The following is a 20,851-nucleotide window of genomic DNA, read 5'->3' as shown; positions in this document are numbered from 1 at the left end:
GTCCGGCTCGGTCCCGGGCGGGCGCCTCGTCGAGTTCTCAGTCCCGGGCGGGCGCCTCGTCCAGCCAGTGGGCGCGGCCGATCGTCACCAGCCGCAGCCGCCGCTTGGCCTGCCGGGCCACGTCCCGCTCATGCTCGGGGCCCGCGTCCAGCAGCGCCGACGCGGTCATCACCATGTGGTCCACGTAGAACCCGCCCAGCATCAGCAGGTCCTCCTCGCTCCACCCGGCCGACCCCGGCTCCACCTTGAGCGCGCACGCCACCTCCTCGGCGAACCGGAACAACTGCGCCGCGATGGCCTCGCGCACCGGTTCCACCCCGCCGTGCTGCTCGCGCGCGATGAACCGGAAGTGCGCGGGCTGGGCGCCGACGTGCCGCGCTATCACCTCCACGCTGCGGTCCACCCGCTCCTCGCTGTCGCCGGTCTCCAGGAGCACCGCGGCGATCAGCCCGTGCAGGCTGCCCAGCGTCTCCTCCACCAGGGCCACCCCGAGCGCCGCGGTGTCCGCGAAGTGCCGGTAGAAGGCGGTGGGGGTGACCCCGACGGCCCGGGTCACCTCGCGCAGCCCCAGGCTGCTCAGACTCTGGTGCTCCAGCAGCAGGAGCGCGGCGTCGAGAAGGGCCTGGCGGGTCTTCAGTTTCTGGGTCTGGCGGATTCCGGCGGTGTGACTCATGCCATTCAGTAAACAACTGTTCTCCGAGCCAAGGAAGGGGCCGGAGGTTTAGGCTGGCAAGTCAGTGAACACTCGTACTCCGAATGGCTTTGTCCGTCGCACCGACTGCGCACCGACTTCGCACAGAGAGGTTCCGCCGTGCTTGTCCTCGTCGCCGCACTGCTGCTCCTGGGTATCGCCCTCGGGGCCGTGGCCCACCTTCCGCTCCCGGTCTCCTTGGCCGCCGCGACGGTGATCGGCTGCTGGCTGCTGATCTTCGCCGTACGGGAACGCCGCGCCCGCTGACCCGCACCCGCTTCGGCGTTCGTCGCGCCCGCCGTACCCGGACCGATCCGAAGGAGCTCGCACCATGACCCTCACCCTCATCGACCGCACCCGCCGTACGGACGACGTCACCGACCAGGCCGTGGCTCCCGAGGCGACCCCCGCCCAGGCGCCCGATCCCACCCCGCGTCGGGCCGCCGGCCGGGAGGCGGACGGTCTCGCCGTCGCCTCGTTCGTCCTCGGCCTCGTCGGCCTGCTGGCGTTCAACCTGCTCCTCGGCCCCACCGCGATCGTGATGGCGCTGCTCTCCCTGGCCCGCCGCACCCGCCGCCCCGGCCGCGCCTACCTGGGCCTGGCACTCGGCGTCGCCGACCTCGTCGTGCTGGCCGTCCTGGTCACCGTCAACGGCACGGTCGCCTGGAACTTCGGCGCCTGACGCGGGCGCCCCGAGGCGGGCTCGTAGAATCGGCTCCACCATGGCCTACCTCGACCACGCCGCGACCACGCCGATGCTTCCCGAAGCGATCGAGGCGATGACCGCCCAGCTCTCCGTCACCGGCAACGCGTCCTCCCTGCACGCGGCCGGGCGCAGGGCCCGCCGTACCGTCGAGGAGTCCAGAGAAACCCTCGCCGACGCCCTCGGCGCACGCCCCAGCGAAGTGGTGTTCACCTCCGGCGGCACGGAGGCCGACAACCTCGCCGTCAAGGGCCTGTACTGGTCCCGGCGCGACGCCGATCCCCGCCGCACCCGGGTCCTCTCCGGCCCCGTCGAGCACCACGCAGTCCTGGACGCCGTCGACTGGCTCGCCGAGCACGAGGGCGCCACCGTCGACTATCTCCCGGTCGACCGCCACGGCCGGGTCCACCCCGAGGACCTCCGCGAGGCGATCCTCCGCAACCCCGACGACGTCGCGATGATCACCGTGATGTGGGCCAACAACGAGATCGGCACGATCATGCCGGTACGGGAACTGGCCTCGGTCGCCGCCGAGTTCGGGATCCCGATGCACGCCGACGCGGTGCAGGCCTTCGGTCAGCTGGAGGTCGGCTTCGCCGCCTCCGGGCTGGCCGCGATGACGGTGAGCGGCCACAAGATCGGCGGCCCGTTCGGCATCGGCGCGCTGCTGCTGGGCCGTGACCACACCCCCGTACCCGTACTGCACGGCGGCGGCCAGGAGCGGCACGTGCGCTCGGGCACCCTGGACGTGCCCGCCATCGCCTCCTTCGCGGTGGCGGGGCGGCTGGCCGCCGAGAGGCGCGAGCACTTCGCCCGGCGCGTCGGAGGGCTCCGCGACGACCTGGTGGCCGCCGTGCGCCACGCCGTCCCGGACGCCGTCCTCGGCGGCGACCCGGACCCGGCCGGACGCCTCCCCGCCAACGCCCACTTCAGCTTCCCCGGCTGCGAGGGCGACTCCCTCCTGCTCCTCCTGGACGCCCAGGGCATCGAGTGCTCCACCGGCTCCGCCTGCACCGCCGGGATCGCCCAGCCCAGCCACGTACTCCTGGCCACCGGCACCGATACGGACCTGGCCCGGGGCACCCTGCGCTTCTCGCTCGGCCACACCTCGACCGAGGAGGACGTCAAGGCGCTGGCCCAGGCGATCGGCCCGGCGGTGGAGCGGGCACGGACGGCCGGACTGAGCTGAGACCGGCTGTCACTCGGCGCGTGTGGCGGAAGGCGACGGCGCCGGCGGTGCCGTCGCCGCCCGCCGCACCAGCTTCAGATAGCGGTCCCAGTCCCAGTGCGGCCCGGGGTCGGTGTGGTCGGTGCCCGGCACCTCCACATGGCCGATGATGTGCTCCCGGTCGACGGGTATGCCGTACCGCGCGCAGATCGACGCCGTGAGCCGCGCCGACGACTCGTACATCGCCTTCGTGAGGTCCTTCGGCCGGTCCACGAACCCCTCGTGCTCGATGCCGACGGCCCGCTCGTTGAAGGAGCGGTTGCCCGCCTGGTACGCCACGTCCAGCTCGCGGATCATCTGCACCACCCGCCCGTCCTGGCCCACGATGTAGTGCGTCGCGGCCCGGTGGGCGGGGTTCTGGAAGACCCGTACCGCGCTGTCGAAGCTGCCCTGGGTGACATGGATGATCACGCGGTCGATCCGGAAGTCGTCCGGGCGGTCCGCCCGCCGCCAGTTCGCCTCGGAGGCTGCGACCCAGGTGGCCGCCCCGTAGTCCAGCTCACCGGCCTTGCGGGGCTTCTCCACGCCGGGCACCTGCCACCAGACCCGCTTCACCTCGTCGCGCACGAGCACGGCGACCGTCCCGGCGGCCACCACACCGCCGCCGCCGATCAGCAGCGCGCGCCGGCTGACGCCGCCGGAGGGCTTCTTCCGCGAACCCTTCCGCGAACCCTTCCGCGAACCCTTCTGTGAAGTCTTCCGCGAAGCCTTGCGTGACGACGTGCCTGAGGGCTTGTCCGACGCCCCGGTGCTCCCGTTGTTCCCCATGTGATCGTCAACGCTTATCCGCGAGCGTTCGGTTCCCGGCGACCCGTACCCTGGAGGGGCTATGACTCAGACTTCCCAGCGCCCCCTGCGTGTCCTCGCCGCGATGTCGGGCGGCGTGGACTCCGCCGTCGCCGCGGCCCGCGCCGCCGAAGCGGGCCACGACGTGACCGGTGTCCACCTCGCCCTGTCCGCGAACCCCCAGTCCTTCCGGACCGGGGCGCGCGGCTGTTGCACCATCGAGGACTCCCGGGACGCGCGCCGTGCCGCCGACGTCATCGGTATCCCGTTCTACGTCTGGGACCTCGCGGAACGTTTCCGCGAGGACGTCGTGGAGGACTTCGTCGCGGAGTACGAGGCCGGGCGCACGCCCAACCCGTGCCTGCGCTGCAACGAGAAGATCAAGTTTGCCGCGCTGCTGGACAAGGCCCTCGCCCTCGGCTTCGACGCCGTCTGCACCGGCCACTACGCCACCGTCGTGCTCGCCGAGGACGGCAGCCGTGAGCTGCACCGCGCCTCCGACATGGCCAAGGACCAGAGCTATGTGCTGGGCGTCCTGGACGAGAAGCAGCTCGCCCACGCCATGTTCCCGCTCGGCGACACCCTGACCACCAAGGACGAGATCCGCGCCGAGGCCGAGCGCCGCGGCCTGGCCGTCGCCAAGAAGCCCGACAGCCACGACATCTGCTTCATCGCCGACGGCGACACCCAGGGCTTCCTGGCGAACCGCCTCGGCGGCCCGGCCGAGGGCGACATCCTGGACGAGACCGGTACGAAGCTCGGCACCCACGACGGCGCGTTCGGCTTCACCATCGGCCAGCGCAAGGGCCTGAAGATCGGTCACCCCGCCCCCGACGGCAAGCCGCGCTACGTACTGGACATCTCACCGGTCAACAACACGGTCACCGTCGGCCCGGTCGAGGCCCTCGACGTGACCTCGCTGACCGCGATCAAGCCCCGCTGGTGCGGAACGCCTCCGTCCGGCCCGGGCACGTACACGGCCCAGCTCCGCGCGCACGGCGGCGAGACCGAGGTGACGGCCGAGCTGGTGGACGGCTCGGAGCTGCACGTCACCTTCGCCGAGCCGGTACGGGGCGTGGCCCCCGGCCAGGCGGTCGTCCTGTACGACGGCAGCCGGGTCGTCGGCTCGGCCACCATCGCGACGACGGTGCGGCGTGAGCGAGTGACCGCGGGCTGAACCGGCCTACGACGCCTGGCGTACGTAGACGTCCCGGGCGAAGAAGTCCGCCAGCACCGGGGCGAGCACCTGGGGCGCCACCTCGCGCATCTGGCCCGTCAGCGTGCGGTGCCGGGCGCGCGGCAGGGCCTCGGCCAGGGTCCGGGTGGCCGCCCGGGTCCCGGCCGAGCTGAAGCCGCCGCAGACCACCAGCGTGCGGGCGGTCACGGCGGCGAACCGCTCGACCGGGACCGCCCCGTCGCCCAGCAGCGCGTCGTCGTACGCCAGGGTGTGCGCCAGCGCCTCCAGGCCCGGCCACAGGGGCGCGCGCCGCATCCGGGCCACCGTCGCCGGGTCGACGCCCGTCGCCGTGAGGAACAGCTCCACCGCCCCGGCCCGGTTCCCGGCCGCCAGCAGCCGGTGCAGCCGGTCCGTGCAGCGGGCCTTGAGACGGAGGCCGGAGGCGCCGGGGGTGTAGGGCGGTTCGTAGACGGCGAGCAGGCCGACGGGGAGCCCGGCGGCGGCCGCCTCCAGGGCCAGCGCGCCGCCGGAGGACATCCCGAAGACCGAGGCGCCGCTGCCCGCCGCACCCACGACGGCGGCCAGGTCCTCGATCTCCCGGCGCACGGTGCCCGCACCACCGCCACTGGCGCCGCGCCCCCGGCGGTCGTACGTGACCACGGTGAAGCGCGGCGCCAGCAGGGCGGCCAGGGGCGCGTCGGTCGCCGCGGTGCTCAGTGCCCCGCCGACCAGCACCAGTGGTGGCCCCTCGCCCTGGCGGCGGTAGGCGATCGGCGTCCCGTCGGCGGAGAGAATCCTGTCCATGGGAGGGGAGACCGGGACGGCCCGGAAAACTCATCGCTCCGCCGGAAGAATTCGGCGGTGCGCAGGTCAGTCGGCCACCGGCTCCGTCCCGTAGAAGCAGAAGTGGTCCTGGATCGCGGCGACTTCCGGCTTCGGGTCCGGGTAGGCCCAGACGAGGTCGGCGGCGCCGGGGAGCGACCAGTAGGAGGCGTCGCCCTTGAACGGACAGTGGGTGGTGGTGTCCGACGGGGTGAGCAGCTCGGTGCGGACGTCCTCCGGCGGCAGGTAGTAGCGGTCCGGACAGCCCGTCTCGCGCAGGATGAGGGGGCGGCGGCTCTCGGCCAGCACCTGGCCCCCGTGCACCGCCCTGACGTGCACGGTGCCCGGCTCGACGGTGATGTGGTGTCCTCGGGTGGAAGTCATGCCTCTCTCAGCGGCGTACGGGCCGGGAATCTTCCCCGGACGCCGGACCTTCCCCACAACGGGGGAGTGTCCGAGCCCCACGGGGGAGTGTCCGAGCCGGGTCGTACGGTGGCTCCATGAACATCTGCGTCTTCCTCTCCGCCGCCGACCTCGACGACCGCTACACCGTGCCCGCCCGGGAGTTCGCCGAACTGCTCGGCAGAGGCGGGCACACCCTGGTCTGGGGCGGTTCGGAGAGCGGCCTGATGAAGGTCGTCGCGGACGGGGTGCAGGAGGCGGGCGGACGGCTGGTCGGGGTCTCGGTCGACTTCCTCGCCGCCAAGGCCCGCGAGAACGCCGACGAGATGGTCATCGCCCGCGACCTCGCCGAGCGCAAGGCCCTCCTCCTGGAGAAGGCCGACGCGATCGTGATCATGGTAGGCGGGACCGGGACGCTGGACGAGGCCACCGAGATCCTGGAGCTGAAGAAGCACGGCAAGCACACCAAGCCGGTCGTCCTGCTCAACACGGCGGGCTTCTACGACGGGCTGCGCGAGCAGTTCCAGCGGATGGAGGACGAGGGGTTCCTGCCGCTGCCCCTGACCGAGCTGGTCTTCTTCGCCAAGGACGGCGTGGGCGCGCTGGCGTATCTGGAGGAGTCCGCAGGGCTGCAGTGATCCCGCGTGTCCGGAGGAGTCCGCCGGGCTGCAGCAGAAGCCCCGGATCTAGGATCGCCCCATGCCTACCCACCTCATCACCGGCGCCGGTTCCGGCATCGGGGCCGCTGTCGCCCGCCGCCTCCTGGAGCGCGGCGACGACCTCGTCCTCCTCGCCCGCGACGCCGGCCGCGCCAAGGAGTTCGCCGACCGCTACCCGGGCGCGCGAACCCTCGTCGGCGACCTCTCCAACCCCGACCGGCTCTCCTGGGCGTTCGGCCAGCAGCCCATGCCCGAGCGGATCGACACCCTGCTGCACATCGCGGGCGTCGTCGAGCTCGGCACGGTCGGCGAGCTCACCCCCAAGGCCTGGCACTTCCAGCTCAACGCCAACCTCATCGCCCCCGCCGAGATCACCCGCCTCCTCATCCCGCAGCTCCGCGCCGCCCAGGGCCACGTCCTGTTCGTGAACTCCGGCGCCGGGCTCAACGCCCACGCCGGGTGGAGCGCGTACGCCGCGAGCAAGCACGGCCTGAAGGCGCTCGCCGACTCGCTGCGCCACGAGGAGCACGGCAACGGGGTGCGGGTCACCTCCGTCTACCCCGGGCGCACCGCCAGCCCCATGCAGGCCAAGGTGCACCAGCAGGAGGGCAAGGAGTACGACGCGGAGCGCTGGATCGACCCCGAGTCGGTGGCCACCACGATCCTGATGGCGATCGACCTGCCGCGCGACGCCGAGGTGAACGACCTCACGGTCCGCCCGGGCCGCTGAAGCCCACCGTTCGCCCTGGCCGCCGAAACCCCGCGTACGCGGGGGGTACGCGGGGGACCGTAGGCTTCCGGCGTGAGCGAGAAGAGCAAGTTGAGCGGGTGCCCGGCGACCGGGATCGGGTCGATGCCCGGGGGAGACGCGCGGGAGGCGGCGAAGACCGTCACCGGCTCCTTCGCCGACGGACAGGGCATGCCGTACCTGGCGGAGCTGCCGGCGCGCGGACCGGGCGCCGACATGATCGGCCGGACCATCGGCATGCTCGTCGAGATGTACGGGCACGTCGAGCCGAGCGGCTGGCGGATCAGCGACCGGCCCGGCCGCGACACCCGCCGTGCCCGCTCCTGGCTCGGCGAGGACCTGGACGCCCTGGAGGAGTTCACCCAGGGGTACGAGGGCCTGCTCAAGGTCCAGGCCGTCGGCCCGTGGACGCTGGCCGCCGGACTGGAACTGCGCGGCGGCGAGGCCATGCTCGGCGACCCCGGGGCCTGCCGCGACCTGGCCGGTTCGCTGGCCGAGGGGCTCCGCGCCCACCTCGCCGAGGTGCGGCGCCGGATGCCCGGGGCCGAGGTGGTCCTCCAGCTCGACGAACCCTCCCTGACCGCCGTCCTGCTGGGCCGGGTCCGCTCCGCCAGCGGCTACCGCACCTACCGGGCCGTCGACCGCCAGGTCGTCGAGTCGGCCCTGCGCGACGTCCTCGCCGCCGCGGGCGGGGAGGGGACGACGATCGTCCACTCCTGCGCGCCCGAGGTGCCGTTCGCGCTGCTGCGCCGGGCGGGGGCGGACGGGATCTCGTTCGACTTCTCCTTGCTCACGGAGCGTGAGGAGGAGACGATCGGGGAAGCGGTCGAAGGCGGCACCCAGTTGTTCCTGGGCGTGGTGCCCTCCACCGACGCGGCAACGACGGCATTGTCAGACCCGGGCGGTAGCGTCATGGGGGTCAGGACGTTGTGGAGCAGGCTGGGGCTGAATCCGGGGACTCTCGCCGAGTCCGTCGCGATCACCCCGTCGTGCGGTCTCGCGGGCGCGTCGCCCGCGCACGCCCGCGCCGCGCTCGCCCACAGCGCGAGGGCGGCGAGGTCGCTCGCCGACAACCCTGAGTGACGGGCACGACGGGTCAACGGGAGGATGGGGACGATGGTGGCGGAACAGCGGGTGGAGCAGGAGAGCTCGGTACCGGCGGATGCGCGGGAGAAGCACGCGCTGCTGGCGGAGCAGATCGAGGAGCACCGCTTCCGCTACTACGTGAAGGACCAGCCGGTCGTCAGCGACGCCGACTTCGACCGGCAGATGCGTGCGCTGGAGGCCCTGGAGGAGGAGCACCCCCCGCTCCGCACCCCGGACTCCCCGACCCAGAAGGTCGCCGGGCCCTACCGCACGGAGTTCACCTCCGTCGAGCACGCCGAGCGGATGCTCTCCCTGGACAACGCCTTCGACGACGAGGAGCTGGCCGCCTGGGCCGAGCGCGTCGCCAAGGACGTCGGCACGCCCGACCACCACTTCCTGTGCGAGCTGAAGGTGGACGGGCTCGCCGTCAACCTCACCTACGAGCACGGCCGCCTCACCCGGGCGGCGACCCGGGGCGACGGCCGCACCGGCGAGGACATCACGCCCAACGTCCGCACGATCGCGGAGATCCCGCACCGCCTCCAGGGCGACGACATCCCCGCGCTGGTCGAGATCCGGGGCGAGGTCTTCTTCCCGATGGAGGCCTTCGAGGAGCTGAACGCCCGGCTGGTGGCCGCCGACGACAAGCCGTTCGCCAACCCGCGCAACGCGGCGGCCGGTTCGCTGCGCCAGAAGGACCCCAAGGTCACCGCCACCCGCCCGCTCCACATGGTGGTGCACGGCATCGGCGCCCACGAGGGCCTCACCCTCGACCGCCTCTCCCAGGCCTACGAGCTCCTCCACACCTGGGGCCTGCCCACCGCCCGGCACAACAAGGTCGTCGACTCCCTCGCAGGCGTACGGGAGTTCATCGCCTACTTCGGCGAGCACCGGCACTCCGTGGAGCACGAGATCGACGGGGTCGTCGTCAAGCTCGACGAGATCCCGCTCCAGGGCCGCCTGGGCTCCACCTCGCGCGCCCCGCGCTGGGCCATCGCCTGGAAGTACGCCCCCGAAGAGGTCAACACCAAGCTGGTCAACATCCGCGTCGGCGTCGGCCGCACCGGCCGCGTCACGCCGTACGCCCAGGTCGAGCCGGTCGAAGTGGCCGGATCCGAGGTCGAGTTCGCCACCCTCCACAACCAGGAGGTGGTCAAGGCCAAGGGCGTCCTCATCGGCGACACCGTGGTCATCCGCAAGGCGGGCGACGTCATCCCGGAGATCCTCGGCCCCGTCGTCGACCTGCGCGACGGCACCGAGAAGGCGTTCGAGATGCCGACGCACTGCCCCGAGTGCGGTACGGAGCTGCGCGCGATGAAGGAGGCCGACATCGACCTCCGCTGCCCCAACGCCCGCACCTGCCCCGCCCAGTTGCGCGAGCGGGTCTTCTACCTCGCCGGGCGCAAGAGCCTGGACATCGACCACTTCGGCTATGTGGCCGCCGCGGCCCTGACCCGGCCCCTGGAGCCCGCCGAGCCGGTCCTCAAGGACGAGAGCGGCCTGTTCGACCTCACCATCGAGGAGCTGCTGCCGATCCGGGCGTACGTCCTCGACCAGGACAGCGGGCTGCCCAAGCGTGACCCGAAGACGGGTGAGGAGAAGATCGCGACGGTCTTCGCCAACAAGCAGGGCGAGGCGAAGAAGAACGCGGTGGCCATGCTGGAGGGCATCGCCGCGGCCAAGGAGGCGCCGCTGGCGCGGGTCCTCACCGGGCTCTCCATCCGGCACGTCGGGCCGGTCGCCGCCCAGGAGCTGGCCCGTCGGTTCCGCTCCATCGACCGGATCGACGAGGCCACCGAGCAGGAGCTGGCCGACGCGGACGGCGTCGGCCCCATCATCGCCGCCTCCGTCAAGCAGTGGTTCGCCGAGGACTGGCACCGCGAGATCCTGCGCAAGTGGCGCGAGGCCGGGGTCCGCATGGCCGACGAGGGCTCGGACGAGGAGCAGGGCCCCCGCCCCCTCGAAGGGCTCACCGTCGTCGTCACCGGCACCCTCACCGCCTACACCCGGGACGGCGCCAAGGAGGCGCTCCAGAGCCTCGGGGCGAAGGTCACCGGATCGGTGTCGAAGAAGACCGCGTTCGTGGTCGTCGGCGACAACCCCGGCTCCAAGTACGACAAGGCCATGCAGCTGAAGGTCCCGGTGCTGGACGAGGCCGGGTTCGCCGTCCTCCTCGAACAGGGCCCCGACGCCGCCCGGGAGGCGGCCCTGCCGGTGCCGGAGCCGGCGGCGGCCGAGCCGGAAGCTGCCCCGGGAGCGGCGCAGGAAGCGGCCGCGGAAGCCTCCCCGAAAGCGGCTGGGGAAGCCCCGGAACCCGCGCCCGAGTAGACCGCCCGGAATCCGCGCCCGAGTGGACCGTCCGCCCCTGCGGCGCGCCCGCCACTCCCGGACACCCTCCGTTCGCCGGATCGAGACGACTTCGAGACGCGGCCCCGGCGTGGCGCGCCCCGGGTGGGGAAGAAACGGGGCAGAGGGGCGAAGAAGGGTCGGCCGGAGCCCGAACGGCCCACCGGCGTCACCCGTTCGGCGCATAGCAGATGGTGACGGGTCGTCGGTTCGCCTTCGGCAAGAGCTGTAGAGCGCTGCCCCTGGAAGCCTTCAGCGGCCTACTGTTGAGGGGTAGCGCCTGCCGTGCACCGGCCGCCCGTCCGGGGCCGTGCGAGCAAGGGAGCGGGGGCCACCGAGGGACTTCGGCACCGCCGGCTGTGAGAGGGACGGAATGAAACCGACCGAGAGCGCCGCCCCGGTGTCGCGGCTGCAAGGTTTCGTCGGCCTCACGTCGCCCGTGGGCGCCGCCGTCATCGGGATCGCCGCGTTACTGCTGGCGGCCGGCTTCTACCGGACCGTGCGAGACGGCCAAGCCCTCTTCCCGGACGGCGCCGAGGGCTGGTCGATCGCCGTGCTCACCGGGGTCATCGTCGGCCACCTGGTCGCGCTCGGCCGCGACCGCTGGTGGGGCGGCACCGGCTCCGGGGCCGCCCTCACCCTCGCCGTGCTGCTGCTCTACGGCTGGCTGCCCGCGGGCCTGGTCAGCCTGGTCGTCGTGGTCCTCGTCGGGAGCGCCCGCAGACACCGCTGGTGGCAGGGGCTCCTGCACGGCGCGGTGGACATCCTCGGCATCGGGGCGGCGGCGCTCGTGCTGGCCGCGTTCGGCGAGGTGCCGACCGTGGAGCGGCCCTGGCTGCCACTCGACTGGGGCATCGCCGCCGTGCCGGAGCTGCTCCTGACGGCGTCGACGTATCTGCTCGTCACCCGGGTCCTGCTGTGGTACGCCGGAGCCCCGCAGAACGGCGGGCTGCCGACCATCGCCCGCACCGCCCTGCTGCGCCAGGGGCTCGTCGCCGTGGCCCTGCTCGGCCTCGCCCCGCTGATCTGCGTCGTCGCGATGTCCATGCCCGTCGTGCTGCCGCTCTTCGCGGTCCCGCTGATCGCCCTGGACTCCACGCTCTGGATCGCCCGTGCCCGCGCCGAGGAGCAGTTGCGCGATCCGCTGACCGGGCTGCCCAACCGCCAGTGGCTGCTGGAGCGGACCTGGTCGGCCCTGGAGGACGCCGAGAGCGTGGGCACCCGGTCGGCGCTGGTCCTGATCGACCTGGACCGCTTCCGCGCGGTCAACGACACCCTCGGCCACCTCGCCGGGGACCGGCTGCTGCTCCAGATAGCGGAACGCCTCCGCCTCGCCCTGCCGCCGGGCGCCGAGGCGGCCCGGCTCGGCGGCGACGAGTTCGCCGTACTCCTGCCGCAGGCCGACTCGACCACCAGCGCCCAGCGGGTCGCCCGCCACCTGGTCGCCGAGCTGTCCTCGCCGCTCGACCTGGACGGTCTTGTCCTCGTGCTGGAGGCCAGTGCCGGGGTCGCCGTCTACCCGGACCACGCGCTGGACGCCGAGGGGCTGCTGCGCCGCGCGGACGTCGCGATGTACCAGGCCAAGCGCGACCGTACGGGCGTGGAGGTGTACGAGTCGAAGCGGGACAGCAACACCCCCGACCGGCTCGGACTCCTCGGCGACCTGCGCCGGGCGCTGGACGCGGGCGACGTCGAGCTGCACTACCAGCCCAAGGTCCGCTTCGACGGGCAGGTGGCCGGCCTGGAGGCGCTGGTGCGCTGGGTGCACCCCGAGCGCGGCCGGGTCCCCCCGGACGAGTTCATCGCCATCGCGGAGTCCTCGGGGCTGATGCCGCACCTCACGGAGTACGTCCTGGAGACGGCGCTCGCCCAGGTCGCCCGGTGGCGGGCGCAGGGCCTGTTCGTGCCGGTCGCGGTCAACGTCTCCCCGCGCGACGTGCACACCCCCGGCTTCGCGGGCGGGGTCGCCGCCCGCCTCGCCCGGCACGGCGTCCCGGCCTCGGCGCTCCAGTTGGAGATCACCGAGCACGTGCTGCTGGAGGACCCGCAGCGGGCCGCCGACACCCTGGCCGGGCTGACCGCGCACGGCGTGAAGATGTCCCTGGACGACTTCGGTACGGGGTACTCCTCCCTCGTCCACCTGCGTCGGCTGCCGGTGAGCGAGCTGAAGATCGACCGCTCCTTCGTGGCCCGCCTCGCCCTGGACCACGAGGACGGGGAGATCGTCCGCTGCACGATCGACCTGGCCCACTCGCTCGGCCTGGTCGTCGTCGCCGAGGGCGTCGAGGACGACGAGACCTGGGAGCGGCTGAGGGACCTGCGGTGCGACGCGGTGCAGGGCTGGCTGGTGGCGGCCGCGATGCCGCCCCAGGAGACGACGGCCTGGCTCCGGGCCCGCGGCCGGCACGGCTGGCGCCGCCCCGCGGAGCTGGCGGCCCAGGCGGCGGCCGCGGCGAACGGCAAGACGGAGGCCAAGCCGCACCCCCAGGGACGTACGGTCTCGGGCCCGGCGACGACCTGAGGCGCGGCGGCGGTCCGGGCAAAAAGGGTGGGCCGATCGGGGTGGGGTACCCGGCCTCGGGGGACCCCATAGGATTGGGGGTCGGTGGCACATTTCCACCTGCCGCGCGACGCCTGGCACGCACGCTCGCCGCGTTGCCGAAACGCCCACGTGGCTCCGCCACGAGGGCGCTCCGGCGCCTTGCGATCGCACGCACCATACGCCGCGCGGCCCGTCCTCCGGACGGACGGCGGAAATGTGCCACCGACCCCCAGCCAAAACCACACACCAACCCCTGAGGATCGCTGCATGCCTGGCATCACGCGCGAGGAGGTCGCCCACCTCGCCCGGCTGGCGCGTCTGGAGCTGAAGGGCGAAGAGCTCGATCACTTCGCCGGTCAGCTCGACGACATCATCGGCGCGGTCGCCCGCGTCTCCGAGGTCGCCGACCAAGACGTACCGCCGACCTCCCACCCGCTGCCGCTGACCAACGTCATGCGCGCGGACGAGGTCCGTCCGTCGCTCACCCCCGCGCAGGCGCTCTCCGGCGCCCCGGCCCAGGAGCAGCAGCGTTTCAAGGTGCCGCAGATCCTGGGGGAGGACTAACCGCCATGACGGACCACAGCACCATCATCAAGCTCACCGCGGCCGAGATCGCCGCGAAGATCGCCTCCGGCGAGCTCACGGCCGTCGAGGTCACCGAGGCGCACCTGGCACGGATCGACGCGGTCGACGAGAAGGTCCACGCCTTCCTGCACATCGACCGCGAGGGCGCCCTCGCCCAGGCCCGTGCCGTGGACGCCAAGCGTGAGGCGGGCGAGAAGCTCGGCCCGCTGGCCGGCGTCCCGCTCGCGCTGAAGGACATCTTCACCACCAAGGACATGCCGACCACCGTCGGTTCCAAGATCCTCGAGGGCTGGGTCCCGCCGTACGACGCCACGCTGACGCGGAAGCTGCGCGCCGCCGACGTCGTCATCCTCGGCAAGACCAACATGGACGAGTTCGCCATGGGGTCCTCCACCGAGAACAGCGCCTACGGCCCCACCGGCAACCCGTGGGACCTCACCCGCATCCCCGGCGGCTCCGGCGGCGGCTCCTCCGCCGCCCTCGCCTCCTACGAGGCCCCGCTCGCCATCGGCACGGACACCGGCGGCTCCATCCGCCAGCCCGCAGCCGTCACCGGCACGGTCGGCGTCAAGCCCACCTACGGCGGCGTCTCCCGCTACGGCATGGTCGCCTTCTCGTCCTCCCTCGACCAGGGCGGGCCCTGCGCCCGTACGGTCCTGGACGCGGCGCTGCTCCACGAGGCCATCGCCGGGCACGACCCGCTGGACTCGACCTCCATCGACGCCCCGGTCCCGCCGGTCGTCGAGGCCGCCCGCAACGGCTCGGTCCAGGGCATGCGCGTCGGCGTCGTCAAGCAGTTCCGCGGCGAGGGCTACCAGGCCGGCGTCCTCCAGCGTTTCGACGAGTCGGTCGAGCTGCTGAAGTCGCTGGGCGCCGACATCGTCGAGCTGGACTGCCCGTCCTTCGACCTGGCGCTCTCCGCGTACTACCTGATCGCGCCCTCCGAGTGCTCCTCCAACCTGGCCCGCTTCGACGCCATGCGCTACGGCCTGCGGGTCGGCGACGACGGCACGAAGTCGGCCGAGGAGGTCACCGCGCTCACCCGCGAGGCCGGCTTCGGCGACGAGGTGAAGCGCCGCATCATCCTGGGCACGTACGCGCTGAGCTCCGGCTACTACGACGCGTACTACGGCTCGGCCCAGAAGGTCCGCACCCTCATCACCCAGGACTTCGAGAAGGCCTTCGAGCAGGTCGACGTGATCGTCTCCCCGACGACCCCGACCACCGCCTTCCCGATCGGCGAGCGCGCCGACGACCCGATGGCGATGTACCTCGCGGACCTGTGCACCATCCCGACCAACCTGGCCGGCAACTCCGCCATGTCGCTTCCCTGCGGCCTGGCCCCGGAGGACGGGCTGCCGGTCGGACTGCAGATCATCGCCCCCGCCATGAAGGACGACCGGCTCTACAAGGTCGGATCCGCCGTCGAGGCCGCGTTCGTGGAAAAGTGGGGGCACCCGCTGCTTGAGGAGGCTCCGTCGCTGTGAGTGCCATGGCAAAGAAGGCCAAGAACTTCAAGAAGTCCAAGACCGGGCTGTACGTCGCGCTCGGCAGTACCGCGTTCGGCGCGATCAGCGTCGCCAAGCAGGCGAAGCTCGCCCGCACCGACAACGACGTGCTGCGTCTCGTCGACGCGGCCGTCTCCGCGGCCGCCATCGTCACCGGACTCGCGATCCTCTATCGCGAACTGAAGCGTCTCGGCGACGACGACGTCCTGCTGGGCTGAGAGGGAAAAGTTTCACCGTGACTGTCACTGACCTGGTGTCGTACGAGGACGCGCTCGCGTCCTACGACCCCGTCATGGGCCTCGAAGTCCATGTCGAGCTCGGCACGAAGACGAAGATGTTCTGCGGCTGCTCCACGGAGCTGAAGCAGGACGCCAACTCCCAGACCTGCCCGGTCTGCCTCGGACTGCCCGGCGCGCTGCCGGTCGTCAACGAGATCGGCGTGGAGTCGGCCATCAAGATCGGCCTCGCGCTCAACTGCGAGATCGCCGAGTGGTGCCGCTTCGCCCGGAAGAACTACTTCTATCCGGACATGCCGAAGAACTTCCAGACCTCCCAGTACGACGAGCCGATCGCCTTCGACGGCTATCTGGACGTCCAACTGGAGGACGGGGAGATCTTCCGGGTGCAGATCGAGCGCGCCCACATGGAGGAGGACACCGGCAAGTCGACGCACGTCGGCGGCGCCACCGGCCGTATCCACGGCGCGTCCCACTCCCTGCTCGACTACAACCGGGCCGGTATCCCGCTCATCGAGATCGTCACCAAGCCGATCGAGGGAGCCGGGGCGCGTGCGCCCGAGGTCGCCAAGGCGTACGTCGCCGAGCTGCGCGAGCTGATCAAGGCGCTCGGGGTCTCCGAGGCGCGCATGGAGATGGGCCAGATGCGCTGCGACGTCAACCTGTCGCTGCGGCCCAACGGCACCGAGAAGTTCGGCACCCGCTCCGAGACGAAGAACGTGAACTCGCTGCGCTCCGTCGAGCGGGCCGCGCGCTTCGAGATCCAGCGGCACGCCGCCGTGCTGTCCTCGGGCGGCACCATCGTGCAGGAGACCCGGCACTTCCACGAGGAGGACGGCTCCACCACGGCCGGCCGCATCAAGGACAACGCCGAGGACTACCGCTACTTCCCCGAGCCGGACCTGGTCCCCGTCGCGCCCGCGCGCGACTGGGTCGAGGAGCTGCGCAAGGGCCTCCCCGAGCTGCCCCGGCTGCGCCGGGCGCGGCTCAAGGAGGAGTGGGGTGTCAACGACCACGACATGCAGTCCATCCTCAACGCGGGCGCGGTCGAGCTGATCGTCGCCACGATCGAGGCGGGCGCCCCGGCGGACCAGGCCCGCAAGTGGTGGATGGGCGAGCTGGCCCGTAACGCCAACGAGACCGGCCGCGGTCTGGACGAGCTGCCGATCACCCCAGCGCAGGTCGCCCGGGTGGCCGCGCTCGTGGCCAAGGGCGACCTCAACGACAAGCTGGCCCGCCAGGTCATCGAGGGCGTCCTCGCGGGCGAGGGCGACCCGGACACCGTCGTCGAGAAGCGCGGCCTGAAGGTCGTCTCGGACGAGGGCGCGCTGTCCACGGCCGTGGACGAGGCCATCGCGGGCAACGCGGCCATCGCGGACAAGATCCGCGGCGGCAAGGTCGCGGCGGCGGGCGCGCTCGTCGGCGCGGTCATGAAGGCCACCCGCGGCCAGGCGGACGCGGCGCGCGTGCGCGAGCTGATCCTGGAGAAGCTGGGCGTCGAGGGCTGATCACAGAATCGTCCCCGAAGGGGCGGTGCACCCGCACGTACTCACCTACGCGCGGGCGCGCCGCCCCTTCGGCCGTGTTCCGTGCGCCGTCGCGGGGGCACAGTCCCTTCGGCCGTCCTGCGTACGTCACCGCAGGCGCGTCGCCCCTTCCGCCGTGCTCCGTACGTCACCGGGGCACCGTCCCCTCAGCCGTGAACCCCCGCTCGGAGAGCCCCCTGAACACCGTCACCGCCGAGCTCGTCTCCTTCGCCCTCCTCCTGGGCGTCCTCGCCTTCGCCGTCGTCCGCCCCCGGGGCCTGCCGGAGGCGACCGTCGCCGTGCCCGCCGCCGTCATCGTGGTGGCCGTCGGCGCGGTGTCCTGGCCCGAGGCCCGGGAGCAGGTCGGCGAGCTGCTCCCCGTCGTCGGGTTCCTCGCGGCGATCCTCGTGCTGGCCCAGCTCTGCGCCGACGAAGGGCTCTTCCGGGCCGCCGGGGATCTGGTGGCCCGCGCCTGCCGGGGGCAGACCCGGCCGCTGCTCGGCGGGGTCTTCGTCGTCGCCTCGCTCATCACCGCCGTCCTCAGCCTGGACGCCACCGTGGTCCTGCTCACCCCGGTCGTCCTCGCCACGGCGGCCCGGGTCGGCGCGCGGCCACGCCCGTACGTCTACGCCTGCGCGCACCTCGCCAACTCCGCCTCCCTCCTGCTCCCCGTCTCCAACCTGACCAACCTCCTGGCGTTCACCGCGAGCGGCCTCTCCTTCACCCGGTTCGCCGCGCTGATGGCGCTGCCGTGGCTCGCCGCGATCGCCGTGGAGTACGTGGTGTTCCGCCGGGCTTTCCGGGCCGACCTGGCCGCCGGGGCACACGCGCCGGACCCGGAGGCCGAGCGCACGCCCGTACCCGTCTTCACGCTCGTCGTGCTGGCGCTGACCCTGGCCGGGTTCGTCGTCACCTCGTTCGAGGGCGCCGAGCCGCTGTGGGCGGCGCTCGCGGGAGCGGCCGTGCTGGCCGTACGGGCCCTCGTCAAGCGGGAGACCACGGCGCTCGCCGTCGTCCGCTCGGCCAACCCGCTGTTCTGCCTCTTCGTCCTCGCGCTCGGCGTCGTCGTCAAGGCGGTCGTCGACAACGGCCTCGGCGACGGGATCGCCGCCCTCCTCCCCGACGGCGACACGCTCCCCGCGCTGCTCGGCGTCGCCGTGGTCGCGGCGCTGCTGGCCAACCTGATCAACAACCTGCCCGCGATCCTGGCCCTCCTCCCGATCGTCGCGGCGGCCGGACCCGGACCGCTGCTGGCCGCCCTGATCGGCGTGAACATCGGCCCCAACCTCACGTACGTCGGATCGCTCGCCACCCTCCTCTGGCGCCGCATCCTGCACGCCCACGGGGACGCCCCCGAGCTCGGCCACTTCACCCGGCTGGGACTCGCGACCGTACCGGCGACGCTGCTCGCCTCCACGCTCGCGCTCTGGGGGGCGCTGCACCTCATCGGGGCATAGGCCGCCGGTTGGACTTATGGTCCGACCTCTTGGACGTTCACCACCGGGCCGTACGCAGTCCTTCCCGACGCCACCTGACCTGACTAGCTTCCCGGCTGTAACCACCGATGCACGGGAGGCTCTTTTGACCACGGACATGTCACGGCGGCGGCTCTTCGCCCTCGGCGGGGGCGCGCTCGGCGCCGCTGCGGCCGGATCGTTCCTGCCGCCGTCGCTCCAGGCAGCCATCGCCGCGCAGCCCGCCCATGCGGGGTCCGGGGGCGGAGGGCTCGGAGCCATCAAGCATGTGGTGATCCTCATGCAGGAGAACCGTTCCTTCGACCACTACTTCGGCTCCCTGCGCGGCGTACGCGGCTTCGGCGACCGCAACGCCGTCGAGCTGCCCACCGGCGGGACCGTCTTCGAGCAGCCCGGCCCCTCGGGCACCACCGTCCTGCCGTTCCCGGTGCGCGGGGCGGCCGAGGAGCAGAAGAAGGATCTCCAGTACATCGGCGCCCTCGACCACTCCTGGAACGGCGGGGCGAAGGCCTGGGGCGGCGGCTGGATGAACGGCTGGATCAGCGCGAAGACCGCGGCGACCATGGCGTACTACGACCGCCGGGACATCCCGCTCCACTACGAGCTGGCCGACACCTTCACCGTCTGCGACGCCTACCACTCCTCGATCCACACCTCCACCAGCCCCAACCGCAACCACCTCTGGAGCGGCAAGACCGGCTACGAGGCGAACGGGAAGCGGGCCGTCGGCAACGACGCGTACAGCGAGGGCAGCCACCCCGGCTACGACTGGTCCACCTACGCCGAGCGGCTGGAGCAGGCGGGGCGGAGCTGGCGGACGTACACGGAGTGGGAGAACTTCACCGACAACCAGATCGAGTTCTACGCCACCTTCAAGGCCATCGCCCGTAAGGCGCTCGCCAAGACCGGCGGCCACACGTACATGGAGGCGTTCTACGCCAAGGTGCGCGGCGCCTCCGAGGCCGAGCGCACCCGGCTGCTCGGGCTGCTGGAGGAGGGCGTCGCGACGCTCACCAAGCAGGAGCGGAGCCTGTTCGAGCGCGGGCTGCGCCGGGTTCCGACCGGGACGCTCGCCGACGCGTTCGCCCAGGACGTCGCGGCCGGGACGCTCCCGGAGGTCTCCTACCTGGTGCCCTCGGCCATCGACTCCGAGCACCCGAGCACCTCATCGCCGGTACACAGCGCCACCATCGTCTACAAGATCCTGGACGCGCTCGGCAAGCACCCGGACGTCTGGCGGCACACCGCCGTCCTGATCAACTACGACGAGAACGACGGCTTCTTCGACCACGTACCGCCGCCCGTCGCCCCGCCCGAGGTCACCGAGGAGCAGTGGGAGGGCCGCCCGACCGGGCTCGGCATCCGGGTGCCGCTGCTCGTCGTCTCGCCGTGGACCGTCGGCGGGTACGTCTGCTCCGAGGTCTTCGACCACACCTCGGTGATCCAATTCCTGGAGCGCTGGACCGGCGTGAAGGAGCCCAACATCGGCGACTGGCGGCGCCGCGTCACCGGCGACCTCACCTCCGCCTTCGACTTCACGCGGGCCCGGCGGCAGCCTGCCGTCCAGGTGCCCGGGGCGATCCCGCCGCTCAGCGGCCGCTGGCAGCCGAAGCCCCCTTCTGTCCAGCACCTCCCCGAGCAGGAGCCCGGCGTACGCCCGGCGCGCCCGCTGCCGTACCAGCCGGACGCGCAGGTCAGGCGGGGGGCCGGCGGCGCGCTGCGGGTGGAGCTGAGCAACAGCGGCCGGTCCTCGGCGCACTTCACGCTCTATCCGTACGCCGGTGAGTTCGCGGCCCCGCAGCATAAGGACGTCCGGGGCGCCGGGCACTGGACCGTCCCGCCGGCGGGGGAGGCGTACCGCTTCACGGTCACCGGGCCGAACGGCTTCCGGCGCGAGTTCGCCGGGCCGGTCCAGGGCGGCGCCGAGGTCGCCACCCGCATCGACACCCGCGACCGCGACGTGCACCTCACCCTGCGCAACACCGGCCGCCGCCCGCTGACCTTCCTGGTCCGGCCGCTCGGCTACGTCGACGAGGACGACCTGCACGACTGGGTCCGCCGCGTCACCGTCAAGCCGGGCCGGCACCGTACGGTCGTGCACTCCGCCGCCGACGCGCACGGCTGGTACGACCTCGCCGTCACGGCCGACGGGGAGGACGGCTTCCGGCGGCGGCTCATGGGGCACATCGAGAACGGCCGGGCGAGCGTGTCCGGCTGAGCGGCATCCGGCGGAGGGTTTCCTATGTGCGGAGGGTTTCCTGTGTAGGGAGGGTTTCCTGTGTAGGGAGCAGATCAACCCCTGTGACCATGGCCACGAAACGGACAAAGGAT

At 72.4% G+C, this 20,851-nt stretch carries 19 protein-coding genes; 15 read left to right on the top strand and 4 right to left on the bottom strand.

The window, feature by feature from the left end:
- Positions 1–37: 37 nt before the first annotated feature.
- Positions 38–673 carry a TetR family transcriptional regulator gene (locus tag ACFWRT_RS07835; protein WP_380950963.1) on the bottom strand — a complete coding sequence of 212 codons (636 nt, stop codon included), beginning with the start codon at positions 671–673 and terminating at the stop codon, positions 38–40.
- A gap of 138 nt (positions 674–811) precedes the next feature.
- Between ACFWRT_RS07835 and ACFWRT_RS07830 the strand changes: the two genes are divergently transcribed.
- From ACFWRT_RS07830 to ACFWRT_RS07820, 3 genes are all read left to right on the top strand, one after another.
- Complete coding sequence (locus ACFWRT_RS07830) at positions 812–958, top strand: hypothetical protein (RefSeq protein WP_380950962.1); 147 nt, start codon at positions 812–814, stop codon at positions 956–958.
- 64 nt (positions 959–1,022) lie between these two features.
- Positions 1,023–1,373: a hypothetical protein gene (locus tag ACFWRT_RS07825; RefSeq protein WP_380950961.1), complete on the top strand. Its 351-nt coding sequence runs from the start codon at positions 1,023–1,025 to the stop codon at positions 1,371–1,373.
- Between the two features lie 40 nt (positions 1,374–1,413).
- A complete protein-coding gene (locus ACFWRT_RS07820) occupies positions 1,414–2,583 on the top strand; it encodes a cysteine desulfurase family protein (protein WP_380950960.1) in 1,170 nt (389 codons plus the stop codon).
- A 9-nt stretch (positions 2,584–2,592) separates the two neighbouring features.
- On the opposite strand, the gene ACFWRT_RS07815 is transcribed toward ACFWRT_RS07820, so the two are convergent.
- Positions 2,593–3,390 (bottom strand): N-acetylmuramoyl-L-alanine amidase, encoded by a 798-nt coding sequence (locus ACFWRT_RS07815; protein WP_380950959.1) that lies wholly within the window; start codon positions 3,388–3,390, stop codon positions 2,593–2,595.
- 61 nt (positions 3,391–3,451) lie between these two features.
- Between ACFWRT_RS07815 and mnmA the strand changes: the two genes are divergently transcribed.
- On the top strand, positions 3,452–4,585 hold the full coding sequence (gene mnmA, locus ACFWRT_RS07810; RefSeq protein WP_380950958.1) for a tRNA 2-thiouridine(34) synthase MnmA: 1,134 nt from the start codon (positions 3,452–3,454) through the stop codon (positions 4,583–4,585).
- A 6-nt stretch (positions 4,586–4,591) separates the two neighbouring features.
- Here the strand turns inward: mnmA and ACFWRT_RS07805 are convergent, their stop codons facing one another.
- Positions 4,592–5,389 carry an alpha/beta fold hydrolase gene (locus tag ACFWRT_RS07805; protein ID WP_380950957.1) on the bottom strand — a complete coding sequence of 266 codons (798 nt, stop codon included), beginning with the start codon at positions 5,387–5,389 and terminating at the stop codon, positions 4,592–4,594.
- A gap of 66 nt (positions 5,390–5,455) precedes the next feature.
- Positions 5,456–5,791, bottom strand: coding sequence for a DUF427 domain-containing protein (locus tag ACFWRT_RS07800; RefSeq protein WP_380950955.1), 336 nt, complete (start codon positions 5,789–5,791; stop codon positions 5,456–5,458).
- Between the two features lie 116 nt (positions 5,792–5,907).
- Between ACFWRT_RS07800 and ACFWRT_RS07795 the strand changes: the two genes are divergently transcribed.
- The 11 genes from ACFWRT_RS07795 (at position 5,908) to ACFWRT_RS07745 (ending at position 20,738) form a co-directional block, all read left to right on the top strand.
- A complete protein-coding gene (locus ACFWRT_RS07795) occupies positions 5,908–6,447 on the top strand; it encodes an LOG family protein (protein ID WP_380950954.1) in 540 nt (179 codons plus the stop codon).
- 61 nt (positions 6,448–6,508) lie between these two features.
- The gene (locus ACFWRT_RS07790) at positions 6,509–7,198 is read left to right on the top strand and encodes an SDR family oxidoreductase (protein ID WP_380950953.1); all 690 of its coding nucleotides are present in this window, start codon (positions 6,509–6,511) and stop codon (positions 7,196–7,198) included.
- 72 nt (positions 7,199–7,270) lie between these two features.
- Complete coding sequence (locus ACFWRT_RS07785) at positions 7,271–8,299, top strand: methionine synthase (RefSeq protein ID WP_380950952.1); 1,029 nt, start codon at positions 7,271–7,273, stop codon at positions 8,297–8,299.
- Between the two features lie 33 nt (positions 8,300–8,332).
- Positions 8,333–10,630, top strand: coding sequence for an NAD-dependent DNA ligase LigA (gene ligA, locus ACFWRT_RS07780; RefSeq protein WP_380950950.1), 2,298 nt, complete (start codon positions 8,333–8,335; stop codon positions 10,628–10,630).
- 391 nt (positions 10,631–11,021) lie between these two features.
- On the top strand, positions 11,022–13,169 hold the full coding sequence (locus ACFWRT_RS07775; RefSeq protein WP_380950949.1) for a putative bifunctional diguanylate cyclase/phosphodiesterase: 2,148 nt from the start codon (positions 11,022–11,024) through the stop codon (positions 13,167–13,169).
- Positions 13,170–13,457: 288 nt separating this feature from the next.
- Positions 13,458–13,754, top strand: a complete 297-nt coding sequence (gene gatC, locus ACFWRT_RS07770) for an Asp-tRNA(Asn)/Glu-tRNA(Gln) amidotransferase subunit GatC (protein WP_003966094.1) — start codon at positions 13,458–13,460, stop codon at positions 13,752–13,754.
- A gap of 5 nt (positions 13,755–13,759) precedes the next feature.
- Positions 13,760–15,262: an Asp-tRNA(Asn)/Glu-tRNA(Gln) amidotransferase subunit GatA gene (gene gatA, locus ACFWRT_RS07765; RefSeq protein ID WP_380950948.1), complete on the top strand. Its 1,503-nt coding sequence runs from the start codon at positions 13,760–13,762 to the stop codon at positions 15,260–15,262.
- Between the two features lie 5 nt (positions 15,263–15,267).
- A complete protein-coding gene (locus ACFWRT_RS07760) occupies positions 15,268–15,501 on the top strand; it encodes a hypothetical protein (RefSeq protein ID WP_380951000.1) in 234 nt (77 codons plus the stop codon).
- A gap of 17 nt (positions 15,502–15,518) precedes the next feature.
- Positions 15,519–17,027, top strand: coding sequence for an Asp-tRNA(Asn)/Glu-tRNA(Gln) amidotransferase subunit GatB (gatB, locus tag ACFWRT_RS07755; RefSeq protein ID WP_380950947.1), 1,509 nt, complete (start codon positions 15,519–15,521; stop codon positions 17,025–17,027).
- Between the two features lie 191 nt (positions 17,028–17,218).
- A complete protein-coding gene (locus tag ACFWRT_RS07750; protein WP_380950945.1) occupies positions 17,219–18,502 on the top strand; it encodes an arsenic transporter in 1,284 nt (427 codons plus the stop codon).
- Between the two features lie 124 nt (positions 18,503–18,626).
- Positions 18,627–20,738 (top strand): phosphocholine-specific phospholipase C, encoded by a 2,112-nt coding sequence (locus tag ACFWRT_RS07745; RefSeq protein WP_380950944.1) that lies wholly within the window; start codon positions 18,627–18,629, stop codon positions 20,736–20,738.
- The last annotated feature ends 113 nt before the right edge of the window (positions 20,739–20,851 follow it).

It is taken from the genome of Streptomyces cyaneofuscatus (assembly GCF_042718795.1).
GTDB lineage: Bacteria > Actinomycetota > Actinomycetes > Streptomycetales > Streptomycetaceae > Streptomyces > Streptomyces cyaneofuscatus_A.
This window is presented reverse-complemented; position numbering and strand designations above follow the sequence as displayed.

What these genes read in the sequence shown, in the direction of transcription:
- ACFWRT_RS07835 (WP_380950963.1), bottom strand. Translation starts at nt 673, where the DNA reads ATGAGTCACACCGCCGGAATCCGCCAGACCCAGAAACTGAAGACCCGC.
- ACFWRT_RS07825 (WP_380950961.1), top strand. Translation starts at nt 1,023, where the DNA reads ATGACCCTCACCCTCATCGACCGCACCCGCCGTACGGACGACGTCACC.
- ACFWRT_RS07820 (WP_380950960.1), top strand. Translation starts at nt 1,414, where the DNA reads ATGGCCTACCTCGACCACGCCGCGACCACGCCGATGCTTCCCGAAGCG.
- ACFWRT_RS07815 (WP_380950959.1), bottom strand. Translation starts at nt 3,390, where the DNA reads ATGGGGAACAACGGGAGCACCGGGGCGTCGGACAAGCCCTCAGGCACG.
- mnmA (WP_380950958.1), top strand. Translation starts at nt 3,452, where the DNA reads ATGACTCAGACTTCCCAGCGCCCCCTGCGTGTCCTCGCCGCGATGTCG.
- ACFWRT_RS07805 (WP_380950957.1), bottom strand. Translation starts at nt 5,389, where the DNA reads ATGGACAGGATTCTCTCCGCCGACGGGACGCCGATCGCCTACCGCCGC.
- ACFWRT_RS07800 (WP_380950955.1), bottom strand. Translation starts at nt 5,791, where the DNA reads ATGACTTCCACCCGAGGACACCACATCACCGTCGAGCCGGGCACCGTG.
- ACFWRT_RS07795 (WP_380950954.1), top strand. Translation starts at nt 5,908, where the DNA reads ATGAACATCTGCGTCTTCCTCTCCGCCGCCGACCTCGACGACCGCTAC.
- ACFWRT_RS07790 (WP_380950953.1), top strand. Translation starts at nt 6,509, where the DNA reads ATGCCTACCCACCTCATCACCGGCGCCGGTTCCGGCATCGGGGCCGCT.
- ligA (WP_380950950.1), top strand. Translation starts at nt 8,333, where the DNA reads ATGGTGGCGGAACAGCGGGTGGAGCAGGAGAGCTCGGTACCGGCGGAT.
- ACFWRT_RS07775 (WP_380950949.1), top strand. Translation starts at nt 11,022, where the DNA reads ATGAAACCGACCGAGAGCGCCGCCCCGGTGTCGCGGCTGCAAGGTTTC.
- gatC (WP_003966094.1), top strand. Translation starts at nt 13,458, where the DNA reads ATGCCTGGCATCACGCGCGAGGAGGTCGCCCACCTCGCCCGGCTGGCG.
- gatA (WP_380950948.1), top strand. Translation starts at nt 13,760, where the DNA reads ATGACGGACCACAGCACCATCATCAAGCTCACCGCGGCCGAGATCGCC.
- ACFWRT_RS07760 (WP_380951000.1), top strand. Translation starts at nt 15,268, where the DNA reads ATGGCAAAGAAGGCCAAGAACTTCAAGAAGTCCAAGACCGGGCTGTAC.